Here is a 25,842-nt window from a genome sequence, read left to right as displayed (position 1 = left end):
GTGAGCATGGGTACCTTTACGGTCGACAAAAACCTGCTGCAGGACGGAAAGCCCGTACAGATTATTTCCGGCGCGATCCACTATTTCCGCCTCGTGCCGCAATATTGGGAACACAGTCTCAATAACCTTAAAGCACTGGGCGCCAACTGCGTGGAAACTTACCTGCCGTGGAATATCCACCAGCCAGCACCCGATCGCTTTTGCTTCACCGGCATGGCGGATGTTGAGCGTTTCATCACGCTGGCGCAACGCAAAGGGTTGTTTGTTATTTTGCGCCCTTCGCCCTACATCTGCGCGGAGTGGGAGTTTGGTGGGCTTCCCGCCTGGCTGCTGCGCGATGCGTCGCTGCGGGTACGCAGCAGTCAACCCGCATTTTTACAGGCGGTTGAGCGCTACTATGCCGAACTGCTTCCCCGCCTCGTGCCCTGGCAGTACGATCGCGGCGGCCCCGTGGTGATGATGCAACTGGAGAATGAATATGGTTCGTTTGGCAACGACAAAGCCTACCTGCGCGCACTGTCGGCTATGATGCGTCAGTATGGCGTCACAGTGCCATTATTCACTTCCGATGGCGCCTGGCAGGAAGCGCTCCAGGCGGGTTCCCTGTGCAATGACAATGTCCTGGCAACCGCGAATTTTGGCTCCCGTACTGCCGAAAGCCTCGATAACCTTGACGCTTTCCAGCCGGAACGTCCGCTGATGTGCATGGAGTTCTGGAACGGCTGGTTTAACCGCTACGGTGATGCCATCATTCGTCGCGACGCCGAGGATGTCGGTCAGGAAACAAGCACTTTATTGACGCGCGCCAGTATCAATATCTACATGTTTCAGGGCGGCACTAACTTTGGTTTTATGAACGGTTGTTCCGTGCGCGGCGATAAAGACCTGCCACAGGTCACTTCCTATGATTATGATGCGCTGTTGAGTGAATGGGGTGAGCCGGGTGCGAAATTCTTCGCTGTGCAGCGGGCCATCCACCAGCATGCACCGGAGATTGAGCAGTCCGCACCAGTTGGGCTTTTGCGACGAGCCTATGGCACGATCGCTCTCAATCGAAAAGTCAGCCTGTTTGCGACGCTCCCGACGCTGAGTCATCCCGTGAAAAGCCCCTGGCCACTGACAATGGAAGAAGTCGGTCAAAATTACGGCTATATTCTTTACCGTTGCCATAAGGCAGGCCCCGGAAAGGTCGAGAAATGCAGGGTGGTCGATGCGAGCGACAGAGTGCAGTTTTATTGCAATGGCCAACATCTGGCGACCCAGTATCACGAGCAGATAGGGGAGCAGATCCCATTTACCTTACGTGAAAGCGACAACGTGCTGGACCTGCTGATCGAAAACATGGGACGGGTCAACTATGGTCCGCGACTGCTGTCTCCCACCCAGCGTAAAGGGCTGCGTGGTGGACTGGTCATTGACCTGCATCTGGAAGCCGATTGGGACATTTATCCGCTGCCGCTGGATAATATTGAAGATATCGATTTCTCAGCAGGCTGGCAGTCGCAGCAACCCGCGTTTTATGAATATCGCTTTGCTATCGACAACCCAGCTGATACCTTTTTGGATACCCGATCGCTCGGTAAAGGTGTCGCGTTTATCAACGGCTTCAATCTTGGCCGTTACTGGCATCGCGGGCCTCTGGGTTATCTGTACATCCCGGCACCGCTGCTAAGGCAGGGGGAGAACCGTCTGGTTATCTTCGAAACCGAAGGGGTCGACGTTGGCGCGTTAGATCTGCTGGACGAGCCCGTTTATATTGAGGTATCAGAGAACACAACGTGACACAGCTTGTCTTAATCAGCCACGGCGACATCGCCGTGGCCATTCGCGACGCCGCCTTCGATATTCTGGGGCCGCGAAACGACGTCCATGCCCTTGCGCTCCGCATTAGCGACAGCCCACAGTCTCTTGCGCATGCGCTGCAGACTCTGCTGTCAGCCTACGCGGATGAACCCGTGATTCTGGTTTGCGATATCGCAGGTGGAACACCAGCGAATGTTGCGCTGAAATACTGGCTACAGCACCGGGAAACCACCACCGTTTATACAGGGCTTAATCTGTCGATGGTACTGGTGTACATGCAGGATAACCAGGGGCACTTATCCGCTGCATCCCTTCTCCAGGCGGCTCATGATGGTATTATTGATATTAGCGGCAGAGCACGCAATCTGACTGAAAATTAAAAGATTTTGTATCCACCGCCTGTCAGTTCATTCGCCATCAGTTATTCACTGACACATCCTTAGCGATTCAAAAACGTGTCTATATCGCGCTCTAACGTTTCCCCCCAAGCCCAGCAAAACGTTGGAGAAAGGTCTGATGCTCAACCGTCGCAACAGACCTTACTCAGGTAACCCTCTCCAACGCATTATTTCTTTTCTTCATCCAGAAAGATCGGATCGTCATTTTTCAGCGGAATAGGTGGTATTTATCCACGCATGATCCTCTTCCCAGGTGAACATCCATTTCCGTACCGGGCCGGCCATCACATTGAGGTAGTAGCTGTCATACCCTGCCATCGTCGCCACCGGGTGATAACCTTTCGGCACCATCACGACATCACGATTGTAGACCGCCATACACTCATCCAGCGTCCGGTCATCGGTGTACACCCGCTGCATACAGAATCCTTGCTCCGGGTTAAGACGGTGGTAATAAGTCTCCTCCAGATAGGTTTCCTGTGGTGGATTATCCGTATCGTGTTTGTGGCTCGGGTATGAACTGGTACAGCCTTCGTTGGTCCACACTTCGACCACCAGCAGGCTGTCGGCGGGTTTATCCTCAGGCAGAATGTTATGCACGTAACGCTGGTTGTGCCCTTTTCCTCGCGCTTCACCGTCGATATCCTGCGGCGCGATCAGCCGCGTCGGGTAGGTGCCTTTCCCCGGCGCGGAACAAACGGCCAGCTCCAGCCGGGTCAGTGCCTGAACCTGCACGGTTTCCTGCGGCGTAACATACACCGCCCACGGTTTAATCCGTTCGAACGGGCTCATCCGCTCGCCAATATCACTGAACGTCGCCGTAGGCGTAGTAATGGTTGCACGTCCGGCCACCAGCACCAGACAGCGCTCCTCATCGACGGCGGGTAGCGTCAGTTGCTGCCCTTCCTCAAGTTCATAGGCCGCAAAGCCGACATATCCCCAGCCTGCACGTTCCGGCGTGACGGACTGCGTCAGGCCTTGCGCGTTTGGCTGCTGCCAGCGTGATAACAGATGTGACATGCCACCTCCTTAAATCAGTCCGGCATCGCGCGCCAGACGGCTCAGGTTGTTATATCCCAGACGCGCGTAAGTTAGCGGGTGTGCGATGGCCGGGTCCTGCTCCGCTTCCACCACCAGCCAGCCCTGATACTGGTTCGCCTTCAGCAACGCCATGATCGGCGGGTAATCCACACAGCCATCACCCGGCACAGTGAACACGCCGCTCAGCACGGCGTCGAGGAAGCTGGTTTTGCGATTTTTTACATCAGCCAGGACATCGGCACGCACATCTTTGCAATGAACATGGTTGATGCGGGATGCCCAGCGCTGCGCCACCGCCAGCGGGTCGGCTCCGGAAAACGTCAGATGACCGGTATCCAGCAGTAACCCCACTTCCTCACCGGTATGGGTCATCAGATTATCGACGTCTTCAGCAGACTCAATCACCGTTCCCATATGATGATGGTAAGCAATCTGAACCCCTTGCTGTTGCGTATAGCGGGCAAACGCGGTGAGCTTCTCGCCATACTCTTTCCAGCGCGCCTGCGGGAAGCGCGGACGCAAATGAACCGGCGTCTGCTGCTCGCCGTGAATACAACCACTCACCTCGGCAAACACCATGACCTTTGCGCCCAGCTCACGCAGTAAGGTCAGGTGCGATTGCACGGCGGCGATTTCTTCTTCGACGCTGCGTTCCAGCAGGCGACCGGAGTACCAGCCTGAAACCAGCTGCAAATCGTGGCGCTGCAGGATCGGACCCAGCAGTCGCGCTTCACGCGGGAATTTATTGCCCAACTCAAAACCCGCAAACCCCGCCTCTTTCCCTTCGCTCAGACACGTATCAAGCGGTGTCTCCGCCCCCAGAGAAGGCAGGTCATCATTGGTCCATGTCAGCGGGTTAATGCCTAATTGCACAGTCATTTTTATCTCCTGAATTATGCTTGTCCGCGCTCACGCCACCAGGCGATAAGCTGCAGGTAGTTGTCCCGGATGCGCGCCACCAGCTCGGCATCATCAATATCGTGTTTCAACCACGCGCGGGAGGCATCGCCAAACAACGTGCGCCCCACGGCGAATCCTTTTACCAGCCCCTGACCTGCCGCGGCTTTGAAGTCAGCGCGCAACTGCTCTGCCGGAGCATCCAGGCCTAAGATCACCACCCCGCGACAGTGCGGGTCACGGCGTTCGATAATCTCGCTCAGCGCCGTCCAGCCCGAAGCAGAGAGCGGCGGCAGCTTCCACCAGTCGGGGTAAATCCCCAGGTTGTAAAAACGGGAAACGGCGCGCAGATACAGTTCATCGCTGCGCGGCATGCTGGCAGGCAGGATCACCTCCAGCAGCAGTTCATGACCGGACTGGCAGCAGGCGTGGTATACCTCGGCGATTTTTTGTTCCTGCTCCAGGCGCAGACCGTGGGCATCTTCCGGGTGGAAAAAGACCAGGCATTTCACCACATGCTCCTGCGGCCAACTGATGAGTTGCGTGCCGATATTGCCGTGCTCCATCTCCAGAGGCCGCGAGCCCGGCAGCTCAATCGGACGTCCAATCCACCACCCTTCACCGGTAATCGTATTCAGCGCGTCCTGACCAAACGTGCCGTCGCACAACAACCCCGCTTTTCCATCCAGCCCGGCACGGTTTGCCGCCTCACGGCTGGCCCGCAGGATCAGTTGCTTCAACGCCGGGATGCGTTTTAACGATGCGCCGCACTGCAACGCCATCTCCTCAAGCTGGCTGCGGTGATCGAAGGCCATCACGCACAGTTCCGGCCATGTGCGTCGGCGGGTGGTAACGCGATGCAAATGGTTAAGATGCGGGTCGAGATCCGGGCGCGGAACGAGCGCCGCACGCGAGAGATAATCATCCAGTTCAATTTTGCTCGGCATTGCGGGCGCACAGCCGTGGCGCGAGACCACCAGCGCACCGCAAGCGTTGGCATAGCGACACGCCTGTTCCCAGCCTTCATCGTTCAGATAGCCGCGCAGCAAACCGGACATAAAAGCATCGCCCGCGCCGAGGACATTAAGCACTTCCACGCGCACACCGGTCACCGTCAGGCCATCATCCAGACGTGGCGGGATGGCGTCGGTATAGACTGAGCAGCCCAGCGCACCGCGTTTGCAGACCAGTGCGGCCTGACTTACCGCCCGCACCTGCGCCAGCGCCTGTAGGGTATCGGTGCTGCCGCCTGCAATGTGGAACTCCTCCTCGGTGCCGACGATGACATCAAACAGATGCAACACGTCCTGTAACTGGCGGGTCACCTGATCGGCAGCGATAAAACGCGTTTCGCCGTCCCCCAATGAGGTCAGCCCCCACAGTACCGGACGGTAGTCGATATCCAATACCGTACGTACGCCGTGGCGGCGGGCATAGTTCAGCGCCGTCAGCACCGCTTCACGGGTGTGCGGATGAGAAAGATGTGACCCGGTGATGGCAAGACAACGTGCGGAGGCAATGTAGTTTTCATCAACATCGCTGGCGGTAATCGCCATATCCGCGCAGTTATCACGGTAAAAAATCAGGGGAAAGGTGTCCCGGTCTTTAATGCCGAGTAGCACCAGCGCCGTCAGGCGTTCTTTATCGGTGATCAGATGGCTGGTATCGCAGCCTACCTGATTTAACTCTTCACGCAGGAAGCGCCCCATATGTTCATCGCCAACGCGCGCCAGCATTGACGAGCGCAGCCCCTGACGCGCCGTGCCGTAGGCCACATTGCCGGACGAGCCGCCGAGATATTTGGCAAAACTCGAGACATCCTCCAGACGCGCGCCAATCTGCTGACTGTAGAGATCAACCGCCACGCGGCCCATGCATATCAGATCAAACTGCTTTTCCACGTTGATACCTCATCAGACAATGTCGTTCACGTTCAGCCAGCGGCCTTCCTGGTGTGAAAGTGCAATCGCATCAAGCACGCGCGAGACTTTCCAGCCCTCTTCGAAGTCCGGCCACATCGGTATATCCGCGGCGATACCATCAACCAGATCGCGCACTTCCACCGTTTTCTGATCGTTAAAGCCGATACCGTGCCCCGCGCCCATGCAAAATGCGGCGTAGTCCGGGTGCGCCGGCCCCACGAGCAGCGTGCGAAATCCCTGGCGGTTCACCGGGTCGTCATGCAGATAGAGCTTCAGTTCAGCCATCCGCTCCTGGGTGAAACTGATGGCGCCTTTGGTGCCGGTAATCACGTACGACAGCCCCATCTTGCGGCCACAGGCGACGCGGGAAGTTTCAATTACCCCTTGCGCGCCGCCCGCAAAGCGCACCATGGCATGTGCCTGATCCTCATTTTCCACTGCGACCCTTTGCGATGATCCCGCCTTTGCTGGCCGCTCCGGCACGACAATTTTCAGGTCACCGCACACCTGTTGAATATCCCCCACCAGGTACTGCGCCATATTGACGATATGCGCGGCCAGATCCCCCAACGCCCCCAGACCCGCGGTCTCTTTAAAGCAGTGCCAGTGAATCGGTGAAAGCGGGTCAGCCATATAGTCTTCGTTATGCGTGCCGTAGAAATGAATCACCTCACCAATTTCGCCACGGGCGATGATCTCTTTCGCCAGCTGTGCCGTCGGGTTCTTCATGTAGTTGAAGCCCACCAGCGTTTTCACGCCTGCCCGCTTCGCAGCCTCTACCATTTCACGGGCGTCATGGGCATTCAGCGCCAGCGGTTTTTCCGAATAGACGTGTTTGCCGTGGCGAATCGCTTCCAGCGCCATCTCTTTATGCAGATGATTGGGCGAGCAAATATCCACAACATCAATTGCCGGATCGGCCACCAGCGCGCGCCAGTCTCCCGTTGAGCGGTTGAAGCCAAAGGCCTGCGCCCGTTCTGTCGCCAGTTCCGGCGTCACTTCCGCCACCATCTCGCGCACCAGCTTGCCGCGCAGGTTGAAAACCGTCGGCGCCTGGGCATAGGCGATGGCATGTGCCTTGCCGATATACCCGGTGCCGATCAATCCAATGCGTACTTCTTTCATCCTTTATTCCTCACAATGCGCCGCGACGGCTCTTGGCATAGGTGTCAAACGCCACAGCCAGAACGATAATTAACCCGGTGATGATTTGCTGGTAGTAAGCCGAAACGTTCATCAGCACGAGGCCGTTAATCAGAATGCCCATGATGATGGAGCCGATAATGGTGCCGCCGATACGCCCGTAACCGCCCATCAGCGAGGTGCCGCCAATGACCACCGAGGCGATGACGCGTAGCTCGAACGAGATCCCGGCAACCGCTTCCGCGCTTCCCAGGCGCGCACTGAGGATGAAGCCCGCCAGCCCTGCGAGGCAGCCAATCATCACATAGACGCTCACCAGCACACGCTTGACGTTGACCCCGGCAAGACGCGCGGCCTCCGGGTTGCCGCCGATGGCGTAGACAAAGCGACCCCAACGGGTTTTATGCAGCGCCAGATAGCCGCCAATTGCCACCAGCGCGAAGATCCAGATAGGAATGGAGATACCGAGCAGTTCGCCTCGCCCCCACCAGCGATAGCCAGGATCGAAACCGGCAATTGGCGCGCCGTCGTTGATCACCAGCGTCAGACCGCGCCAGATGGTCATCCCGCCGAGGGTGACAATAAACGGCGGCAGGCGCAGGCGGGTCACGCCAAGGCCATGCAGAAAGCCAATGACCGTGCCCATTGCCAGACAAATCCCAAGCCCAATTAACCAGCTCATGCCTCCCCAGGCATTGGGATCAACGGTCGTGAAGTTGTCGCCTTTAATGACATACGCGGCGGTCATGGCGCAGACCGCCAGGATTGATCCGACGGAGAGGTCGATCCCGGCGGTCAGAATGACGAATGTCATCCCCACCGCCATGATCCCGTAGATGGAGACTTCGGTCAGGATGTTGAAAATATTACGTTCAGAGAGAAAATTGCTGTTCTGGGACTGGAAGAAAATCAGCAACAGGATCATGAAAATCAGCACCCCGAAACGCTCGAAAAAGGCGATGGGATCGATGCGTCCGGCACGTTTGACCGGGGTCTGCGTTTTAGAAATTATCTGCGTCATGAGAAACTCCGTTATGCCGCGTTCAGGGCGTTGTGGTTGATGGCCATCATCGTCATAAGCCGCTCTTCGTTAGCGTCGTCACCGTGGATCTCGCCGGTGACCCGGCCTTCACTGAGCGTGATGATCCGATCGGACACCGCCATCACCTCAGGCAGATCGGAGGAGATCACGATCACGGCAACGCCCTTTTTCGCCATATCAAACAGCACCTGATGCACTTCTGATTTCGTGCCAACATCGATGCCGCGCGTCGGCTCATCCACGATCAACACCCGTGGGTTCAGCGCCATGCAGCGCGCCAGGATCACTTTTTGCTGATTCCCACCGGAGAGCTTGCGCACTTCCTGGGCGCTGTTGACCATTTTGATCTGCAGCGCCTGGCGGTAGGACTCAATCAGGTCGTCCTCTTTGCGGGTGTTGACGAACCACCGCCAGTGCAACAGAGAAGAGAGGCAAGAGAGCGACAGGTTGTCACGAATCGACAGCCCCAGTACCGCCCCCTCTTTTTTGCGATCTTCCGGCACCAGCGCCAGCCCATGATCCAGCGCGTAAAGCGGGTCGCGCGGCTGATACGGTACGCCGTCCAGCTCAAAGGTCCCTGAGGTAAAGCCATCGGCGCCAAACAGACAACGTGCAACCTCGGTACGTCCTGCGCCCACCAGCCCGGCAATCCCTAACACTTCTCCTGCGTGAACATGGAAGCTGATGTCGTGCAGCGCAATGCCATGCGGATCTAACGGCGGCTTTTCACGGCTCAGCCCCTTCACCGCCAGGCGGACAGGTTTATTTTCATGATGCGTTTCGCTGGAAGGACGGCGATTAAAGGCCACATCACGTCCAACCATCAGGCGAATCAGTTGCTCAACCGTGGTACTGGCGACCGCGCCGGTACCGGTAAAACGGCCATCCTGGAAGACGGTAAACTGGTCGCAGAGCTGAAAAACTTCGTGCAGGCGGTGGGTGACATAAATAATGCTCACGCCACGCCCTTTCAGTTCCCGCACTACGCGGTGCAGGCTTTCCACTTCACTGTCGCTCAACGCGGCGGAAGGCTCATCCATAATGATCAGCTTCGCGTTCAGCGTCAGCGCCCGGGCGATCTCCACCATTTGCTGCTGCGCCACACTGAGGCGGGCAACCGGCGTGGTCGGGGCAACGTTCAGTTGCAGGTAATCCAGAATCACTTGCGCTTCCTGGTTCACCGCTTTTTCATCGACGATAACGTTGCGTTTGCGTGGCTCACGACCCAGAAACATATTTTCCGCGACGGTCATATTGGGCAGCAGGTTAAATTCCTGATAGATCGTGATAATACCCTTGTTCTGTCGCTCGACCGGAGAATCCTCTACCGACAGCGTTTCGCCGTTGAACCAGATTTCACCGCGCGTTTGTGGTTGAGCGCCCGCCAGCGCCTTCAACAGCGTCGATTTACCGGCTCCGTTCTCACCCAGCAGCGCGTGAATTTCACCCGTCCCGACGGACAGTTGGGCACTGGTCAGCGCCCAGACGCCGGAAAAACTTTTTGCCAGGTCGGTCACTTTCAGTAAGGGTTGCGACATCGGCCTGCTCCTCCTTCATAGTGAGCCGCCTTGAGGGCGGCTCTGGACATACACTGAATCAATTACCGGCCTCACCGATCCGCTCAGCCTGCTGCAGGTTCTCTTTGGTAATCAGCGTTGGCGGGTAGTCCGCACCGGTGATGGCTTTCTTCTCGCGTACGCTGCCCACCAGTTGGGTCATCGCGGTTTTCACCGCAAAGCCCGGACGTTGATCCGCCGTCACCGCCAGCCAGCCGTCACGCACACGCGCCAGCGCTTCCGGCACGGCATCGAACCCCGTCACCAGAATTTCACCCGGCTTCACCCCCTGGCTCTGCAAGGCTTCAATAGCGCCCAGCGCCATGTCGTCGTTAGCGGAGAGGATCACCTGAGGTCGTTTAGGCAGCGAAGGCAGGACGCTTTCGACAATGCGCATCCCTTCTGAACGCATCCAGTTACCGGTCTGATCGGCAACGATCTTGTACTTCTCGCCGCCCGCCTTCAGGCTGTCACGGATCCCTTTAGTACGTTCAATGTTGGAGGAAGAGCCTGGCTGGCCGGTCAGCAGAATGATGTCCGCCCCGTCAGGGAATTTGGTTTTTACGAAGTCGCCAATGGCCTGACCGCCTTTGTAGTTATTAGCGCCGAAGTGCGGCACTTTCTTCTGGCTGTCAACGGAGCGGTCAAGTGTCACAACAGGCAGTTTCGCATCCTGAATTTCATCGACCGCGCTGGACACCGCGTTGACATCGTTCGGCGAAACAATAAACCCCTGTGCTCCACGGGTTATGGCGTTTTCCAGGTCAGCCACCTGTTTCGGGGAACTGCCCTGTCCATCCAGCACCTGCAAATTGACGCCCATCTCTTTTGCGGCTTTGACCGCCGTACGCTGCATGTGAACTTCAAACGGCATCGCCAGGTTTGGCGTACTGAAAACAATTTGCTCGTTTTCGGCGATGGCTGCCCCGGATGTCATGGCGATGAGGGCGGCTAAGATCAGTTTTTTCATTATTATGTCTCTCTGGGTAGGGTAGTGGTGGTTTAGAGGACGATCTCACGCTGACTACGCAGTGATTCCAGCGCTTTATCCGCAAGGTACAGCGCACGTTCACCATCTTCGCCGCTGCAATCCGGAACCGCTTCGCCGCGCAGCACGGCAACAAAGTGTTCCCATTCCGCGGCATAGGCGGATTTGTAGCGTTGCAGGAAGAAGTGCTCCGGCAGCGCGCTGGTACAGCCTTGTTTGCCGTAGTGCTGAACCTGGTTTTCAAGAATATTTCCCGCGCACAGCAGCCCTTCGGAGCCATGAAGCTCAAGACGCTGGTCGTAACCGTAGGCAGAGCGGCGGCTGTTAACGATGGTTGCCATCGCGCCAGAGGCGTATTTCAGAACGATAAAGGCGGTGTCAATGTCCCCTGCCTCACCAATGGCCGGATCCACCAGATTACTGCCCTGGGCGTACACCGACACCGGCTCTTCACCCATGATGAAGCGAGCCATATCAAAATCGTGAATCGTCATATCGCGGAACATACCGCCGGAAACGCGCACGTACTCAGCAGGCGGCGGTGACGGATCGCGGGAGATAATCAGCAAGGATTCCGGCTTACCGATACGCCCGGCCTGCGCGTCAGTTTTCACACGACGAAACTGTGGGTCAAAACGACGGTTAAAACCGATGAACAGCGGCACGTCGTACTCATTGACCACTTTCAGGCAATCGCGCACGCGGGCAAGGTCAAGGTGTACAGGCTTTTCACAAAAAATGGCTTTGCCGTGACGGGCAGCCATTTCAATCAGATCCGCGTGGGTATCCGTCGCGGAGGCAATCAATACGGCGTGAACATTCGGGTCAGTCATCGCCTCGTCCAGGCTCTGTAGACGGGCCTGATAGTGTGTCGCGAGGCGGGTAGCAAATTCCTGATTCGGATCGACCACAGACCAGAGGGTGGTCGCGGTGTGGTTGGCGATGTTAGCTGCATGTACCTGGCCAATTCGGCCAGCGCCCAGTAAAGCAATGTTAAACATAACGGCTCCCGGTGTTGGTGAATGCGGTGAACTAACGACACTATAAATAAAACATTTATTTCATTTTTGTGGATAGTGAAAATTATGTTTTTGAGTGGAGGTTAACACTTTTGAGATGAATGAGATAAATTCTGTTATCAACATCACAACATTAACGGCAACATTATGCGGAAAACACACTCTCTTCCCAGGAAGAAGAGAGTGAAAGTGAAGAAGGAAGGAAAATGAAATGAAAATTTCGTTATAGCCGTTTTGCCGGATGGCAGTTTGTTGGCCTGATAAGTGAGGCCTTATCAGGCATTGTTTCGGTTCTGTTTTGCCGAATGACGGCGTCAGGCTAATACTGACGCGCTTTTTTCACTTGTGCCTGCGTCTGCTCCGCAGCTCTGCGAACGCCCGGTGATTCCGCCACCTGCGCATCGCCGGTTCGCCACCATGACGCGTAATCATGAGTCATGGTTTTCGGCAGCACTTTGATGTCCAGCAGCGTCGGTCCCGGGTGATGACGCGAGGCCTCCAGCGCCGCCAGCAGACTTTGTTCATCGTTAACCCGCCATGCCCGACAACCATAGCTTTCGGCATTTTGAGCGAAATCCACCTTCACCAGCGGTCCGTCAAGCCGCCCGGTCTGTGGGTTGCGATGGCGGTTTTCCGTGCCGAAACTGCCCATACCATGTCCCATCTGCAGGTTGTTAATGCAGCCAAAGCTGGCGTTATCAAACAGCAAGAGGGTTATCTTGATCCCCTCCTGCACCGCGGTTTGTAGCTCAGAGTGCAGCATCATGTACGAACCATCCCCGACCATGGCGTAAACCGGTTGCTCAGGTTTTGCCAGCTTCGCCCCGATGGCCGCCGCAATCTCGTAGCCCATGCAGGAGTAGCCATATTCCAGGTGATAACTGTCAGGCGTTTTGACCTGCCACAGCCGCTGTAGATCCCCCGGTAATGAGCCTGCAGCCCCCACCACGATGGCGTCATCTTCAGTATGCTGGTTTATCAGCCCCAGCACCCGCGTCTGGGTCAGGCGGGTATTCAGCGCGTCGCCATATTCTGCCAGCTGCGCATCGAGATGCCCCGCCACTTCGGGCGCGTCGTCAGGATGCCATTCACGCGACCACAGTCGATGGCACTCGTCCCGCCAGGCACGACGCGCCTGCTGTACTTCCTCTCCCCAGCCACTCCGGTACGCTTTCAGTGCCTGCGTCAATGCCGTTAGCCCAGTTTGCGCATCCGCAATCAGCGCGGTTGCATCCAGTTTCAGGGCATCGAACTCCGCTACGTTCAACAGCAGAAATTCGACGTCAGGATGTGAAAACAGCGCTTTTGAACCGGTGGTAAAATCCGTCAGCCGTGTTCCGATACCAATCACCAGATCGGCCTGTGGCGCAAGCTGGTTCGCAGCCATACCGCCCGTGACCCCAATACCGCCAAGATTCAGAGGGTGGTCACTGACCAACACCCCCTTTCCGGCCTGAGTTTCGGCAAACGGCAGTTGCAAGGTTTCCACAAACGCACGAAACGCCTCGTGTGCACCGGAATACCGCACACCGCCGCCACACACCACCAGCGGACGACGTTTACTGGCAATCAGCGCCTGAGCCTGAGCCAGACGCTGCGGGTCAGGCGGACGGCGTTCAATATGATGTACGCGACGCGCAAAGAAACTCAGCGGGTAATCCCAGGCCTCGCCCTGCACGTCCTGCGGCAGGCAAATCGTCACGGCACCGGTGTCTGCCGGGTCGGTAAGCGTGCGTATTGCACTTAACATCGCACTCATTAACTGTTCCGGGCGGTTAATGCGGTCCCAGTAACGGGAGACCGGACGGAAGCAGTCGTTGGTGCTGATGCTGAGATCGTGGTACTGCTCGATTTGTTGCAGCACCGGGTCTGGCTGGCGGCTGGCATACACATCGCCCGGTAACAACAGCAGCGGAATACGGTTTGCCGTTGCGGTCGCCGCCGCCGTAATCATATTGGCGGCGCCTGGCCCGACGGATGACGTGACGGCAAAAATACGCTGGCGTCGGTGCTGTTTCGCAAATCCCGTCGCCATGTGTGCAATCCCTTGCTCGTTACACCCTTGCATAACCCGTAAATGACCGGGATCCTGCTCCAGCGCCTGACCTATACCGAGCACATTACCGTGACCGAAGATGGTCGCCACGCCCGCCACAAAGGGCGTTTCTTGTCCATCGACACAGACATATTGTTGATTGAGGAATCTGACCAGCGCCTGGGCCATGGTCATACGTTCGGTTTGCATAAAACCTCCTGTCAGCCCAGCGTCGGCATGGAGAACGCAGCGCCGGTTTCCTGCTGCATTTCAGGCCAGCGAGCGGTGACGGTTTTCATTCGGGTGTAGAAACGTACGCCGTCGTTACCATGAACATTGAGCGCGCCAAAGATGGAACGTTTCCAGCCGCCGAAGCTATGAAACGCCATCGGTACCGGGATCGGAACGTTCACCCCCACCATGCCCGCCTGCACCTCTTCGCAGAAGCGGCGCGCACAGCCACCGTCACGGGTGAAGATCGCCGAGCCATTACCATATTCATGACGATTAATCAGTTCCACCGCACTGCGGTAATCTGCTACGCGCACCACAGAAAGCACCGGTCCAAAAATCTCTTCTTTATAAATAGCCATCTCCGGGGTGACGTTATCGAACAGCGTCGGTCCGACAAAATAGCCCTGCTCATGCCCCTTCACGCTAAAACCACGACCATCTACGCGCAGGCTGGCTCCCTGCGATTCCCCGCTGTCGATGTAACCTAAAACCTTGCTACGGTGCGCGGAGGAAATAAGTGGCCCCATTTCATTTTCCGGCGTCTGATCCAGACCCGGCCCCACGCGCAGCGCGGCAATCTGTTTTTCCAGCCGCGCACAGAGTTCATCGGCCGTTTTGTCGCCCACCGCCAGTACGACAGACAGCGCCATACAGCGTTCGCCCGCCGCGCCATAAGCCGCACCCATAATGGCGTTCGTCGCCATTTCCATGTCGGCATCCGGCATTAAAATGCAGTGGTTTTTCGCCCCGCCGAGCGCCTGACAACGCTTACCATGAGCAGATGCGGTCTGGTAAATGTATTCTGCAATCGGCGTCGAGCCGACAAAGCTCACGGCCTGCACGCGCGGGTCAGTCAGCAGCACATCAACAGACTCTTTATCCCCCTGCACGACGTTAAATACGCCATCCGGCAGCCCCGCCTCTTTCAGCAGTTTTGCCAACGCGAGCGCCAGAGAAGGATCTTTTTCCGACGGTTTCAGCACGAAGGTATTCCCGGTCGCCAGCGCAATCGGGAACATCCACATCGGCACCATCGCCGGGAAGTTAAACGGGGTGATACCGGCACAAACGCCAAGCGGTTGCATCAGCGAGTGGCTGTCAACACCGGTTCCCACATTCGCGGAGTGTTCCCCCTTTTGCAGATGCGGGATGCCACACGCGAACTCCACCACTTCCAGCCCACGGGTCAACTCGCCCACCGCGTCAGAGAAGACCTTGCCGTGTTCTTCGCTGATAATGCGAGCCAGGGACGCCATGTTCTCTTCCAGCAGCGCTTTGAAACGGAACATGATTCGTGCGCGTTTAAGCGGAGAATGACGCGCCCACGCCGGAAAAGCTTGCTGCGCTGCTGCAATCGCCTGTTCGGTTTCCTGTGCTGTACTCATCACCACCTGGCGGATCTGCTCGCCAGTGGCCGGGTTGAAGATCGCCTGAACGCGCTGGCCTGAACGGGTGACACATTCGCCGTGAATAAAATTCGCTACCGTCTTCATCCTTAACCTCTCGCTGTTGATACGTGACTGTTACATGAACACTCTGTTTCCTGTACTCAATGCTTCCTGTACTCAATGTTTACCAAACACTATATATGAAACAAATATTCCACTTTAAGTTGAAATAAAATAAATGATGATTATTGTGATCAAGGATGGATTTTTATGTTAACGACTAACATCACTGGTACAGCCTGCACCATTAAGGCATTTTCCCCGTGGAAATGACTGGAGCTTCTGTTTCATTTTTGATGCTGGATGGATGGTCGAGATTTAAAAGACACGGTTTTGTGTTTAGAATCATAAAACTATTGTGAGGGATAAAATGACGACAGCAACCAACCTGAACGAACTGCAGCAGCAAATCCGCGATCGCTACGATAGCCTGAGCAAAAGGCTGCAGCAGGTCTCGCGCTATGTGCTGGATAATACGAATAGCGTGGCCTTTGATACGGTCGCCGTCATTGCCGAGCGCGCCAATGTTCCGCCGTCAACGCTTATCCGCTTTGCCAATGCGTTTGATTTCACCGGCTTCAACGAGATGAAACAACTGTTTCGCATGAACCTGGTGGAAGAAACCGCCAGCTACAGTGACCGTGCGCGAATGTTCCGCGAAATGGAAAGCGAGGCCGTGCCGGAAACGCCACTCGACATATTGCAGGAATTTGCGCGTTCAAACTCGCAGGCGCTACAACAACTGGCCGCGCGTGCCGAACCTGAAATGCTGGAACGCGCCGTCCAACTGCTGGCCGAAGCTGACACCATCTATATTGCGGGCTTGCGCCGCTCCTTCAGCGTTGCGGCGTATCTCACCTATGCCCTGAGTCACCTGGACTGCCGCCCTGTTCTGCTCGACGGAATGGGCGGGATGTTGCGCGAGCAGATAAGCCGTATCAAAGCGCGCGATATTGTCGTGTCTGTTAGCTTCTCGCCGTACGCGGAAGAGACATTAATGGTCAGCGAAACAGCAGCGAATGCGGGCGCACGTCAGATAGTCATTACCGACAGCCAGATAAGCCCGCTGGCCACGTTCAGCGATCTCTGTTTTGTCGTAAAAGAGGCGCAGGTAGACGCGTTTCGGTCTCAATCGGCAACATTGTGCCTGGTGCAATCGCTGGTGGTGGCGCTGGCTTACCGGTTAGGCGACAGAGGAAATGAGAATGGACATGCTGCGGGGCAATAGCGCACCGCAGCATTTTACGGGTTTTGGTGACCGCCAGAGCGGTCACCTTTACAACGCGTCCGGCGCAAGCAAGTAACAGAGAAAATGTGTGGCCAGGCGCACGCGCGTTGAAATCCGCTTCGTTTACTGGCTCATGCTGTCTTTTTTACCCATATCATCTTTCTTCGCCATGCCGTCTTTTTTACCCATGTCATCCTTTTTCATCTTGTCCATTTTGCCCATATTGTCTTTCCCCATGTGATCCTTGCTCATGGCGTCTTTGCACATGCTGTCTTTGCACATTTCATCATGCGGCTTAGACATGGAGTCTTTCGACATCGTGTCTTTTTTCATTGTGTCTGCCGCCTGGACGTTGGCCATAAACAGAGCAGAAAGCACAGTTGCTGCAATAATCATCTTTTTCATGGTATTTCCTCGTTATTAACGTTGTTGTATTAACTGCCACCAAACCAGTTGTAACCCTGATCTTCCCAGTAACCGCCCGGGAAATGGTTGGTGATTTCAATGACCTGAACATGCTTGGGATTTTTGTATCCCAGCTTGGTCGGGATGCGTAACTTCATGGGATACCCATATTCCTTAGGGAGGATTTGGTTATTCCATGTCAGCGTCAGCAGAGTCTGCGGATGCAGTGCGGTCGCCATATCGATGCTGGTGTAATAGTCATCCGCACAGCGGAAACTGACGTACTTCGCGCGCATATCGGCGCCGATCAGCGTCAGGAAATGGCGGAACGGCACACCGCCCCACTCGCCTATCGCGCTCCATCCTTCCACGCAGATATGGCGGGTTATCTGGCTCACCTGCTGCATGCGATACAGTTCAGGTAAGCGCCAACGGCGGGTGTCGCGCACCAGCCCACGGATCTCCAGTTGGTAATCGCCGCCATCAATCTGCGGGATATCCTCCTCCCCATAAAAAGCGTTAAAGGGGAATGGATGGGTTATATCGGCAGCGGTGTATTCCGGTGCCAGATTGCGGTCGCTGAACAGGAACCCTTGCACCCGGTCATTAAATCGGGACATCCGCGACAACACATTTTCCACATCCGCGTTATCGCTAATATCACAGCCGGTCAGCATCATAATGCCCCCCAGCGTCAGTCCCTGACGCAGTAAGCGGCGCCTGTCCGGGCTAAGTATTTTTTCTGCATCCTTCACCAGGTAATGGGCATCACTGTTGGAGAGAAAGCGCTCTTTTTTCATGATCAGTTCCTTAGCGACCACGCAGCATAGCCAACAGCGTGCGCGGTACCAGCAGCACCATCAGCAGGTGAATAACGATAAACAGCGCCATCGCGCTCATGCACAAAAAGTGGATATAACGCGCCGCTTCATAACCACCGAGCAGCGTACTGAGCAGCGAAAACTGGACGGGTTTCCACAGCACCAGGCCTGAAAACACCAGCCCCACACCGTCGAGAAGAATCAGCAGATAGGCGATTTTTTGCACCATGTTGTAGTCGCGCAGATCAGCGTGCTGCAGTTTTCCGCGTAACGCCTGGGAAAGGGTTTCTTTCAGCGACTGCCACGAGAGCGGGAAGAATTTGCGCCGAAAGCGCCCGCTGGCGACACCCAGCGAGAGGTATACCGCACCGTTGATGACCAGTACCCACATCAGGGCAAAGTGCCACTGCAACGCGCCGCCAAGCCAGCCACCAAGGGTCAACGGCGTCGGAAACGTAAAAGGAAACAAGGGAGAAGCGTTATAAATGCGCCAGCCGCTGAACAACATGCCCGCAATGGCCACGACATTGACCCAGTGGCAACAGCGCAGCCATAAAGGGTGTACCGGTTGTGAATGTGATGGTTGCATGGTGCGCTCTCTGTGGAAGATATGGACGCATCATGGCGGTTTTCTGATCACCACATCCTCACGAAAGTTTAAATAAAATGTGATAACTCGCCGCGCCAGCCTGGGGTAAGCTTTTGGTAAAGACATCGTGGGTAACTCGCTATGAATAACGCAAAAAAAATACTGCTGGTGGAAGATGATTGCGATATCGCCACCCTGCTGCGGCTGAATCTGCAGGATGAGGGCTATCAGATTGTCCATGAGGCGGACGGCGCCAAAGCCCTGGCGTTACTCGAGAAGCAGGTCTGGGATGCGGTGATCCTCGATCTGATGCTGCCGAATGTCGATGGTCTGGAGATTTGCCGCCGTATCCGTCAAATGGCGCGCTACCTGCCGGTAATTATCATCAGCGCCCGCACCAGTGAAACCCACCGGGTGCTGGGGCTGGAAATGGGCGCTGACGATTACCTGCCAAAGCCCTTTTCCGTGCTGGAACTGATTGCGCGCGTCAAAGCGCTGTTTCGTCGCCAGGAAGCCATGGGGCAAAATATCCGGCTGGAAGGCGGCTTGATCCGCTGTCACGGGTTGCATATCGACCCACTGGCGCGCGAGGTTCGCTTGCGTGGCGAGTTGATCGATCTCACTCCGCGCGAGTTTGACCTGCTGTACTGGTTCGCCCGTCACCCGGGTGAAGTTTTTTCCCGTCTTTCGCTACTGGACAACGTCTGGGGCTATCAACATGAAGGGTACGAGCATACGGTGAACACGCACATCAACCGCCTGCGCACCAAAATCGAGCATGACGCTGCCGAGCCGGAGATTATCCTGACAGTCTGGGGTAAAGGGTACAAATTTGCTGTCGAGAAAACGGAGCCGCAACCATGATTCGTCGCCTGACGTTAAGCCAGCGGTTAACGCTGGTGTTCACCGCCATTCTCCTGTTTTGCGCCGCCGCGGCATGCGGCGTCCAGATCTACAGCAGTAATCAGTACGGCAACGCGATGGTGCAACGTTTGTCTGCCGGTCTGGCACAACAAATCGCCATCAGCGAACCGCTGCTGGATAACGCCGGGCAGGTCAATCGCCAGACGCTTAAAACCCTGTTTGATCGGCTTATGACCCTCAATCCCAGCGTGGAGCTCTATCTGATCTCGCCGGATGGGCAACTGCTCGCGGATGCTGCGCCCTCGGGGCACCTCAAGCGTCAGCGCGTCAACATCGCGCCGCTGCAGAAATTCCTCGCCGGGAGCGCCTGGCCAGTATACGGCGATGACCCGCGAAGCACGGATAAACAAAAAGTATTCAGCGTGGCTCCCATTCACCTGAATGGCGAGCTGCGCGGCTATCTGTACATAATTTTGCAGGGCGAAGAACTCAATGCCCTCGCGGATGCGGTGTGGCAAAAAGCGCTCTGGAATGCGCTGCTGTGGTCGCTGCTGCTGGTGGCCGTGTTTGGTCTGTTGGCGGGGATGCTGGTCTGGTATTGGGTAACGCGTCCGGTAAAACAATTGACGGCGAATGTCAGCAGGATCGAGCAGGACAGTATGAGCGCCATCAAACAGCTGGCAATGCAGGAGCCCGACCCGCAGCCCGGCAATGAAGTCGCGGTATTGCGTAATACCTTTATTGAGCTGGCGCGTAAAATCGCCTGTCAGTGGGATCAACTCTCCGATAGCGATCGGCAGCGTCGTGAGTTTATCGCCAATATTTCCCACGATCTGCGCACGCCATTAACGTCGCTTCTTGGGTATCTGGAAACCCTGTCAATGAAAGCGGATACGCTCTCACCAGAAGACAGCCGTCAGTACCTGGCGATTGCCCTGCGCCAGGGACATAAAGTGAGGCATTTATCTCAGCAGCTTTTTGAACTGGCGCGCCTTGAGCATGGCGGTATCAAGCCCCAACTGGAGCGGTTTGCCATCGGCGAGCTCATCCAGGATGTGGCGCAGAAATTCGATCTCACCATCGAAACCCGGCAATTACAGCTACGGGTGGATATGCCGCATTCTCTGCCGCTGATCAACGCTGATGTTTCAATGATCGAGCGCGTGGTCACCAATTTACTGGATAACGCCGTACGCCACACCCCGCAGGGAGGCACAATCCGGCTGAAAGTATGGCAAGAACATGACCAGTTGCAGGTCGAAGTGGCGGACAGCGGACCGGGGGTAGAAGAGGATATGCGGGCGCAACTGTTCCAGCGGCCATCAGCGCTCAGCCAAAAGGCGTCACGCGAAGCGCGGGGTGGACTGGGGCTGCTAATTGTACGCCGAATGCTGGAACTGCACGGTGGCGGCATCCGTCTGATGGATGCCACACCCGGTGCCTGTTTTCGCTTTTTTGTGCCTTTATAATATCGGGGGCAAATCGTGTTTATCCGCGTATATTCAAATTGTCATACCTGCAGGCTATTTGGATATACGCAACAGATAAGAGATATCCTATAATGATTATTTAAATATTTAATTAACCCAAACTATTTACTTATTAATGAATTAACATAAATACATAAGAATAACTATTACACTATTGCACCCGAACATGGTTAACACAAAAAAAATCACATCCTTCGCATGCTTTCTCACATCAAAAAATCTAATGCTATTTTTTTAGTTACATAAAGACAAAAACGCATTTTGTTGAACTGATTTTGACCTGATGTAAGATGATGTTACCAAATATATTAATCACTTCTTCCTGAGGCGCATTTTGTGAACACAGCATAGCTAAAACTATGGCGTTATCAGGAGCGTTATATTCAGTGATACCTAATATATGGGACATATTATCTGATGCAGAGTCGTTTAATAACAAAAACTATTTAAGCTACTTACCCAGATAATTTATTTAGTGGATTGTTCTAACACTGACTTTATTTCACACGAATATAAGTCAGACATGGAGATGATGATGAACAAGGTGTACCGTGTTATCTGGAGTAGTGCGAACCAATGCTGGATGGTTGTTTCAGAATTGACGGCCTCGCAAAAAAAACAAAAAAGCAGTGTGAATAAAACAAAACTCGGATCGGTATCCGCAGGTATTACGGCGATGCTATTGTGTAGCGCCGGGTATGCTGCTGATTATACCTCAACGATTACGGGCAATTTTACCTTCCCAGCCGGCGAAACCAGCACAATCACGACAACGGCTGATAGTACCCCGGGTATCAATTTATGGGATGAAACAGTCACATCTAATGATGATCTGGTAATAAATACGTCCGGGTATGGCAGTAATGGCATCAAGGGCAGCTATGACTCGCATGTTAATCTTAAGAACGTCACTATTACGGCCACGGGTAATTCTGCTTTCGGTATCCGCAGTAACGGAAACTTCACCAGTACAGGTCTGGTCACCGTTAATACAACCAACGGAAGTGGCGGTATACAGGCCGATAATGAATCCAACTTCCAATTCGCAGACATTGATATCACAAACACGGGAAATAACTATACTGCGTTAAATGCTTATAGTAGTGACAGCGTGATTTCCGCTACCGGGGCGACAACGATTCATCTTATTGATGGCGACGCCGTCACCGGTGTCTCCACACTAAGGGATACCGCTACCGTTAATCTGCAAGACCTCACAATAACGGGTACAAACAGTTCGATTCGCGGTATTGCCGCCTTTCCCGGTACGATTAACGTTATCGGTAAAACCGTCATTCAGGCTGATAAATCATATAGCAATGGCGTTATTGCTCTGTTGAGTGGCACAGTACATCTGGCTGACGCGGAGATTACCATCACAGGTAATAATTCCCATGGACTGAATGCCGAGGATTCAGGCTCTTCCATTTCCAGCAGCGGACTCACTAAGGTGAATATCACTGGCAATAATAGCGCAGGGTTACGAGCCCAAAACGGCGGCGTTATTAGCATGCTGAATACAGATGTAACGGTAGCCGGTGATAATTCCGTCGGCCTACTTGCCACTGGTAGCAGCAGTAATATTACCAGCACCGGAACGACGGTCATTCAGACGACCGGTAATAATGCCTATGGTCTGCAGGCCGCTAACGGCGGCGCCCTTCATGCTGGAACCGCCACGACGGTGAACACGACAGGCGCTGGCGCTACCGCTGTTTTCGCAAGCGGAGCGGGTTCTATCATTGACCTGACCGCAGCGACAACGGTGGCGACCGCTGGCGATGGTGCCCATGGCTTACGACAAGATGGAACCGCAAGTATCCGCAGTAATGGCGGCAGTATTACCACATCAGGCGCCGGTTCACATGGTTTTACCGCAACGGGCGGTACGACCAAAGTATTTGATGGCTCTGCTGGCAATGTCCTGCCGACTATCGTTGTCCGCGGGGCGGGTTCCGCCATGCTGGATGCGAATGGCACCGGGAGCCAAATTACACTCAATAACCAGACGCTTGATATTCGTGGTGCCGCATCGGCGAACACCTGGGGCATCAAGTCTGAAGCGGGTGGTCTGGTCACCATCAATGGCGGCAGCACCGGAGGCACTGGACTCTGGGCGACAGGCGCGGGTAGCCGCATAGCTTTATCCGGGGCAAATGCAGCCGGTTCACGCATTCTCCTCGATACCGGTGCCGTTCTGACGACTGACCCGACAGGCGTGATGATTGGCTCCCTGGAGGGCGACGCCTCCAGCGCGGTGAATTCCAGCAGCGCAGGCGGTCAGCTCACGCTTGGGAGCAATAATCAGACGGGTAACGGTAGTCTTATTGATGAAGCCCGTTTTGCTGGCGCATTGAATAATATCAGTCAGCTCACCAAAGCAGGCACCCTGACGCAAATTCTGAGCGGCACAAACAACACGGTCGGCAATGTTAATGTGACCGGCGGTACTCTGCAGTTTGAACAGAACGGCGCGTTTACCACCTCGGGGAACTACACGACTCAGGCAGGCGCCACGACCAAAATTGGGCAGGGCAATTCCACACTGTCCGTGGGAGGTGCGTTCACTCAGGCTGCAGGATCCATCCTGAATATTACCCTCGGCAGTTCACCTGAAATTCAGGCGGACACCGCAAGCCTTGGGGGACAACTGGTCATCAACGGTTTTGCCGACGGCCCTGCCCCCGTCAAAGCCAGCGAAGTGACCCAAAATACCTATACGGTTATCCATACAACCAATGGTATTACAGGCGACTTCACGAATAACCCTCTGGTCTCGACCGGAATAGACTATTTGTTGCATGACGGACATGTCTCAACAAACGGTAAAGATTATAACCTTGGATTCCGGATGGCCTGGACTGAAGGTCTTCAGTCGAAGGGGACCGGCTCCTTCACCGTCGCACAGGGAACGGGATTTAATATTGATACCGCACTTACTGACCAGAGCGGCCCCTTTGACAGCGGCTGGGACGGTAAAAGCCTGACCAAAGCCGGTGGCGGCTTGTTAGTGTTATCGGCGGTGAATACCTATTCAGGCAAAACCATCATCAATGACGGCACATTGCGAACAGACGTGGCTGACAGTATTGCCAACAGCAGTGACGTAATCATGAATGGCGGCATCCTCGACCTCAACGGTCATGACCAGCGGTTTAATAAGCTGGCCGGTACGGGTGGAGAAGTCCGCCTGAACAGCGCCACGGTTACGCTGAACAATGCCACTGCAGCAGATAACACCACCTTCGCGGGCGATATTGTCGATGGCGCAGGTAAAAGTAACGTGATCAAAACGGGTGAGGGTTCACTGACCCTCACAGGCAAAACCGGATGGACGGGAGACACCCATCTTGACGGGGGTGAACTGGTACTGGACGGTGCGAAGGGGGGGGCGCATCTGGTCAGCAATATCATTGCGAAAGACAATACCACGTTCTCACTGCGTAACGGCGCCAGCCTGACAGGTTCTATCGATCCTACTGACGTAAATATCGATAAATCCAGCCGCTGGAATATGACTGCCGATTCGTTGGTTGATGATATTAGCCTCGCGGGTACGCTCAATTTCGTTGCCCCGACATCGTCACCGATGGTGGCCGGCAAAACGCTGACAGTAACCAACTGGAAAGGACAAAATGGCACGGTGATAATGAATACCGTACTGAATAATGATGCGTCCATCTCCGATAAGATCGTGATCAACGGCAATACCAGCGGCAACACATTTGTTCAAGTCAATAACCTTGGCGGTAAAGGCGCGCAGACGATTGAAGGGTTCCGCCTGATAGAGGTGAAAGGACTCTCAGACGGTACCTTCACGAAATCCGGGCGTATTGTTGCTGGTGTGTATGACTACGACATCGTGAAGAAAGGAGCGGACTGGTCTTTAACCAGCCACTATTCCGTACGTCCTGAATCCGCGAGTTATACCTCCAATCTTGCAGCAGCGAATACCATGTTCATCACCCGTCTGCACGATCGTCAGGGGGAAACGCAGTATATTGATCCGCTGACAGGTGAAAAGAAAGTCACCAGCCTGTGGCTGAGACAGGTCGGCGGTCACAATCGCTGGAAAGACAGCACCGGCCAACTTGATACACAAAGTAACCGCTACGTCACACAACTGGGTGGCGATTTGGCTCAATGGAGCCCAGATGGTTTGCAGAGCTGGCATTTTGGCGCGATGGCAGGTTACGGCAATAATGAAAGCAACTCTCACTCACGTGTAACGGGATACCATTCTGAAGGGTCGGTGAGCGGTTACAGTGCTGGGCTTTACGTAACCTGGTATGAAAATGAACAGACAAAACAAGGGGCTTACCTGGATACCTGGGCACAGTACGGCTGGTTTGATAACGACGTAAAAGGCCAGAATGTCCAGGGTGAATCGTATGACTCCAGCGGTATTACCGCATCTCTGGAACTGGGATACACGCATAAACTGGGTGAGTTCACCGGCAGTAAGGGGTCTGTGAATGAATGGTTTATTCAGCCACAAGCTCAGGCAATCTGGATGGGAGTGACCGCAGATGACCATCGGGAAAGCAACGGTACACAAGTGAGTGCTCTGGGGGAAGATAATGTCCAGACGCGTCTGGGTATGCGTACTTTCCTCAAAGGACACAGCAAAATGGATGCAGACAAAAATCGCAGTTTCCAGCCCTTTGTGGAAGCGAACTGGATCCACAATACCCATGATTTTGGAACGCGTATGGATGAGATAAACGTTTCTCAGTCGGGTACCCGCAATATTGGGGAAGTCAAAACAGGGGTTGAAGGCCAATTGAATCCGCATCTGAATGTATGGGGAAATGTTGGTGTGCAGCTCGGCGATAAGGGTTACAGCGATACTTCCGCCATGATTGGAGCGAAGTACAGCTTCTAACTGCGCCCTCTTTGTTGACCATCATTCAAAAGGG

The 25,842-nt window shown here is 55.0% G+C and carries 19 protein-coding genes; 6 read left to right on the top strand and 13 right to left on the bottom strand.

Annotated features, from left to right (window positions below):
- The first annotated feature begins 6 nt into the window (after window positions 1–6).
- Both N7268_RS15410 and N7268_RS15405 read left to right on the top strand, forming a co-directional pair.
- Window positions 7–1,782, top strand: coding sequence for a glycoside hydrolase family 35 protein (locus N7268_RS15410; RefSeq protein WP_260863609.1), 1,776 nt, complete (start codon window positions 7–9; stop codon window positions 1,780–1,782).
- Entirely contained in the window at window positions 1,779–2,183 is a 405-nt protein-coding gene (locus N7268_RS15405; RefSeq protein WP_260863608.1) for a PTS sugar transporter subunit IIA, read from the top strand. The genes N7268_RS15410 and N7268_RS15405 overlap by 4 nt, the downstream gene beginning before the upstream one ends.
- Before the next feature lie 219 nt (window positions 2,184–2,402).
- Here the strand turns inward: N7268_RS15405 and iolB are convergent, their stop codons facing one another.
- The 10 genes from iolB to N7268_RS15355 form a co-directional block, all read right to left on the bottom strand.
- Window positions 2,403–3,221, bottom strand: coding sequence for a 5-deoxy-glucuronate isomerase (gene iolB, locus N7268_RS15400; RefSeq protein ID WP_260863607.1), 819 nt, complete (start codon window positions 3,219–3,221; stop codon window positions 2,403–2,405).
- Between the two features lie 9 nt (window positions 3,222–3,230).
- Entirely contained in the window at window positions 3,231–4,121 is an 891-nt protein-coding gene (gene iolE / locus N7268_RS15395) for a myo-inosose-2 dehydratase (RefSeq protein WP_260863606.1), read from the bottom strand.
- Window positions 4,122–4,135: 14 nt separating this feature from the next.
- A complete protein-coding gene (gene iolC / locus N7268_RS15390) occupies window positions 4,136–6,040 on the bottom strand; it encodes a bifunctional 5-dehydro-2-deoxygluconokinase/5-dehydro-2-deoxyphosphogluconate aldolase (RefSeq protein WP_260863605.1) in 1,905 nt (634 codons plus the stop codon).
- Window positions 6,041–6,052: 12 nt separating this feature from the next.
- Window positions 6,053–7,186 (bottom strand): Gfo/Idh/MocA family protein, encoded by a 1,134-nt coding sequence (locus tag N7268_RS15385; RefSeq protein WP_260863604.1) that lies wholly within the window; start codon window positions 7,184–7,186, stop codon window positions 6,053–6,055.
- Between the two features lie 10 nt (window positions 7,187–7,196).
- Complete coding sequence (locus N7268_RS15380) at window positions 7,197–8,225, bottom strand: ABC transporter permease (RefSeq protein ID WP_260863603.1); 1,029 nt, start codon at window positions 8,223–8,225, stop codon at window positions 7,197–7,199.
- An 11-nt stretch (window positions 8,226–8,236) separates the two neighbouring features.
- Window positions 8,237–9,784: a sugar ABC transporter ATP-binding protein gene (locus N7268_RS15375; protein ID WP_260863602.1), complete on the bottom strand. Its 1,548-nt coding sequence runs from the start codon at window positions 9,782–9,784 to the stop codon at window positions 8,237–8,239.
- 58 nt (window positions 9,785–9,842) lie between these two features.
- On the bottom strand, window positions 9,843–10,772 hold the full coding sequence (locus tag N7268_RS15370; protein WP_198906277.1) for a substrate-binding domain-containing protein: 930 nt from the start codon (window positions 10,770–10,772) through the stop codon (window positions 9,843–9,845).
- A 32-nt stretch (window positions 10,773–10,804) separates the two neighbouring features.
- The gene (gene iolG, locus N7268_RS15365; RefSeq protein ID WP_198906275.1) at window positions 10,805–11,791 is read right to left on the bottom strand and encodes an inositol 2-dehydrogenase; all 987 of its coding nucleotides are present in this window, start codon (window positions 11,789–11,791) and stop codon (window positions 10,805–10,807) included.
- 337 nt (window positions 11,792–12,128) lie between these two features.
- Complete coding sequence (iolD, locus tag N7268_RS15360; RefSeq protein WP_260863601.1) at window positions 12,129–14,054, bottom strand: 3D-(3,5/4)-trihydroxycyclohexane-1,2-dione acylhydrolase (decyclizing); 1,926 nt, start codon at window positions 14,052–14,054, stop codon at window positions 12,129–12,131.
- An 11-nt stretch (window positions 14,055–14,065) separates the two neighbouring features.
- Window positions 14,066–15,571, bottom strand: a complete 1,506-nt coding sequence (locus N7268_RS15355; RefSeq protein WP_198906271.1) for a CoA-acylating methylmalonate-semialdehyde dehydrogenase — start codon at window positions 15,569–15,571, stop codon at window positions 14,066–14,068.
- Window positions 15,572–15,896: 325 nt separating this feature from the next.
- Here N7268_RS15355 and N7268_RS15350 point away from each other — a divergent pair, with 325 nt between their 5' ends.
- Window positions 15,897–16,754 carry a MurR/RpiR family transcriptional regulator gene (locus N7268_RS15350; RefSeq protein WP_198906270.1) on the top strand — a complete coding sequence of 286 codons (858 nt, stop codon included), beginning with the start codon at window positions 15,897–15,899 and terminating at the stop codon, window positions 16,752–16,754.
- A gap of 123 nt (window positions 16,755–16,877) precedes the next feature.
- Here N7268_RS15350 and N7268_RS15345 read toward each other — a convergent pair whose 3' ends face one another.
- The 3 genes from N7268_RS15345 to N7268_RS15335 are packed head-to-tail and all read right to left on the bottom strand — an operon-like array spanning window position 16,878 to window position 18,569.
- Entirely contained in the window at window positions 16,878–17,159 is a 282-nt protein-coding gene (locus tag N7268_RS15345; RefSeq protein ID WP_260863600.1) for a hypothetical protein, read from the bottom strand.
- Window positions 17,160–17,188: 29 nt separating this feature from the next.
- On the bottom strand, window positions 17,189–17,959 hold the full coding sequence (locus tag N7268_RS15340) for a molybdopterin-dependent oxidoreductase (RefSeq protein ID WP_260863599.1): 771 nt from the start codon (window positions 17,957–17,959) through the stop codon (window positions 17,189–17,191).
- 10 nt (window positions 17,960–17,969) lie between these two features.
- Window positions 17,970–18,569: a cytochrome b/b6 domain-containing protein gene (locus N7268_RS15335; protein WP_260863598.1), complete on the bottom strand. Its 600-nt coding sequence runs from the start codon at window positions 18,567–18,569 to the stop codon at window positions 17,970–17,972.
- 141 nt (window positions 18,570–18,710) lie between these two features.
- On the opposite strand from N7268_RS15335, the gene N7268_RS15330 reads away from it, so the two are divergent.
- The 3 genes from N7268_RS15330 (at window position 18,711) to N7268_RS15320 (ending at window position 25,808) form a co-directional block, all read left to right on the top strand.
- Window positions 18,711–19,433 carry a response regulator transcription factor gene (locus N7268_RS15330; protein ID WP_260863597.1) on the top strand — a complete coding sequence of 241 codons (723 nt, stop codon included), beginning with the start codon at window positions 18,711–18,713 and terminating at the stop codon, window positions 19,431–19,433.
- A complete protein-coding gene (locus tag N7268_RS15325; protein WP_260863596.1) occupies window positions 19,430–20,902 on the top strand; it encodes a sensor histidine kinase in 1,473 nt (490 codons plus the stop codon). The genes N7268_RS15330 and N7268_RS15325 overlap by 4 nt, the downstream gene beginning before the upstream one ends.
- Before the next feature lie 556 nt (window positions 20,903–21,458).
- Window positions 21,459–25,808: an autotransporter outer membrane beta-barrel domain-containing protein gene (locus tag N7268_RS15320; protein ID WP_260863595.1), complete on the top strand. Its 4,350-nt coding sequence runs from the start codon at window positions 21,459–21,461 to the stop codon at window positions 25,806–25,808.
- Window positions 25,809–25,842: the final 34 nt, after the last annotated feature.

Origin of the sequence: Citrobacter sp. Marseille-Q6884, assembly GCF_945906775.1 — a bacterium.
GTDB lineage: Bacteria > Pseudomonadota > Gammaproteobacteria > Enterobacterales > Enterobacteriaceae > Citrobacter.
Note: the sequence above shows the minus strand (reverse complement) of the source record. Positions and strands in the feature narration are given on the sequence as shown.

Excerpts from the sequence above, each read along its gene's own strand:
- N7268_RS15355 (WP_198906271.1), bottom strand. The coding sequence starts at position 15,571 with ATGAAGACGGTAGCGAATTTTATTCACGGCGAATGTGTCACCCGTTCA.
- N7268_RS15385 (WP_260863604.1), bottom strand. The coding sequence starts at position 7,186 with ATGAAAGAAGTACGCATTGGATTGATCGGCACCGGGTATATCGGCAAG.
- N7268_RS15380 (WP_260863603.1), bottom strand. The coding sequence starts at position 8,225 with ATGACGCAGATAATTTCTAAAACGCAGACCCCGGTCAAACGTGCCGGA.
- iolE (WP_260863606.1), bottom strand. The coding sequence starts at position 4,121 with ATGACTGTGCAATTAGGCATTAACCCGCTGACATGGACCAATGATGAC.
- N7268_RS15320 (WP_260863595.1), top strand. The coding sequence starts at position 21,459 with ATGAACAAGGTGTACCGTGTTATCTGGAGTAGTGCGAACCAATGCTGG.
- iolD (WP_260863601.1), bottom strand. The coding sequence starts at position 14,054 with ATGCAAACCGAACGTATGACCATGGCCCAGGCGCTGGTCAGATTCCTC.
- N7268_RS15325 (WP_260863596.1), top strand. The coding sequence starts at position 19,430 with ATGATTCGTCGCCTGACGTTAAGCCAGCGGTTAACGCTGGTGTTCACC.
- N7268_RS15335 (WP_260863598.1), bottom strand. The coding sequence starts at position 18,569 with ATGCAACCATCACATTCACAACCGGTACACCCTTTATGGCTGCGCTGT.
- N7268_RS15350 (WP_198906270.1), top strand. The coding sequence starts at position 15,897 with ATGACGACAGCAACCAACCTGAACGAACTGCAGCAGCAAATCCGCGAT.
- N7268_RS15345 (WP_260863600.1), bottom strand. The coding sequence starts at position 17,159 with ATGAAAAAGATGATTATTGCAGCAACTGTGCTTTCTGCTCTGTTTATG.
- iolG (WP_198906275.1), bottom strand. The coding sequence starts at position 11,791 with ATGTTTAACATTGCTTTACTGGGCGCTGGCCGAATTGGCCAGGTACAT.
- N7268_RS15370 (WP_198906277.1), bottom strand. The coding sequence starts at position 10,772 with ATGAAAAAACTGATCTTAGCCGCCCTCATCGCCATGACATCCGGGGCA.
- N7268_RS15375 (WP_260863602.1), bottom strand. The coding sequence starts at position 9,784 with ATGTCGCAACCCTTACTGAAAGTGACCGACCTGGCAAAAAGTTTTTCC.
- iolB (WP_260863607.1), bottom strand. The coding sequence starts at position 3,221 with ATGTCACATCTGTTATCACGCTGGCAGCAGCCAAACGCGCAAGGCCTG.
- N7268_RS15410 (WP_260863609.1), top strand. The coding sequence starts at position 7 with ATGGGTACCTTTACGGTCGACAAAAACCTGCTGCAGGACGGAAAGCCC.
- N7268_RS15330 (WP_260863597.1), top strand. The coding sequence starts at position 18,711 with ATGAATAACGCAAAAAAAATACTGCTGGTGGAAGATGATTGCGATATC.
- N7268_RS15340 (WP_260863599.1), bottom strand. The coding sequence starts at position 17,959 with ATGAAAAAAGAGCGCTTTCTCTCCAACAGTGATGCCCATTACCTGGTG.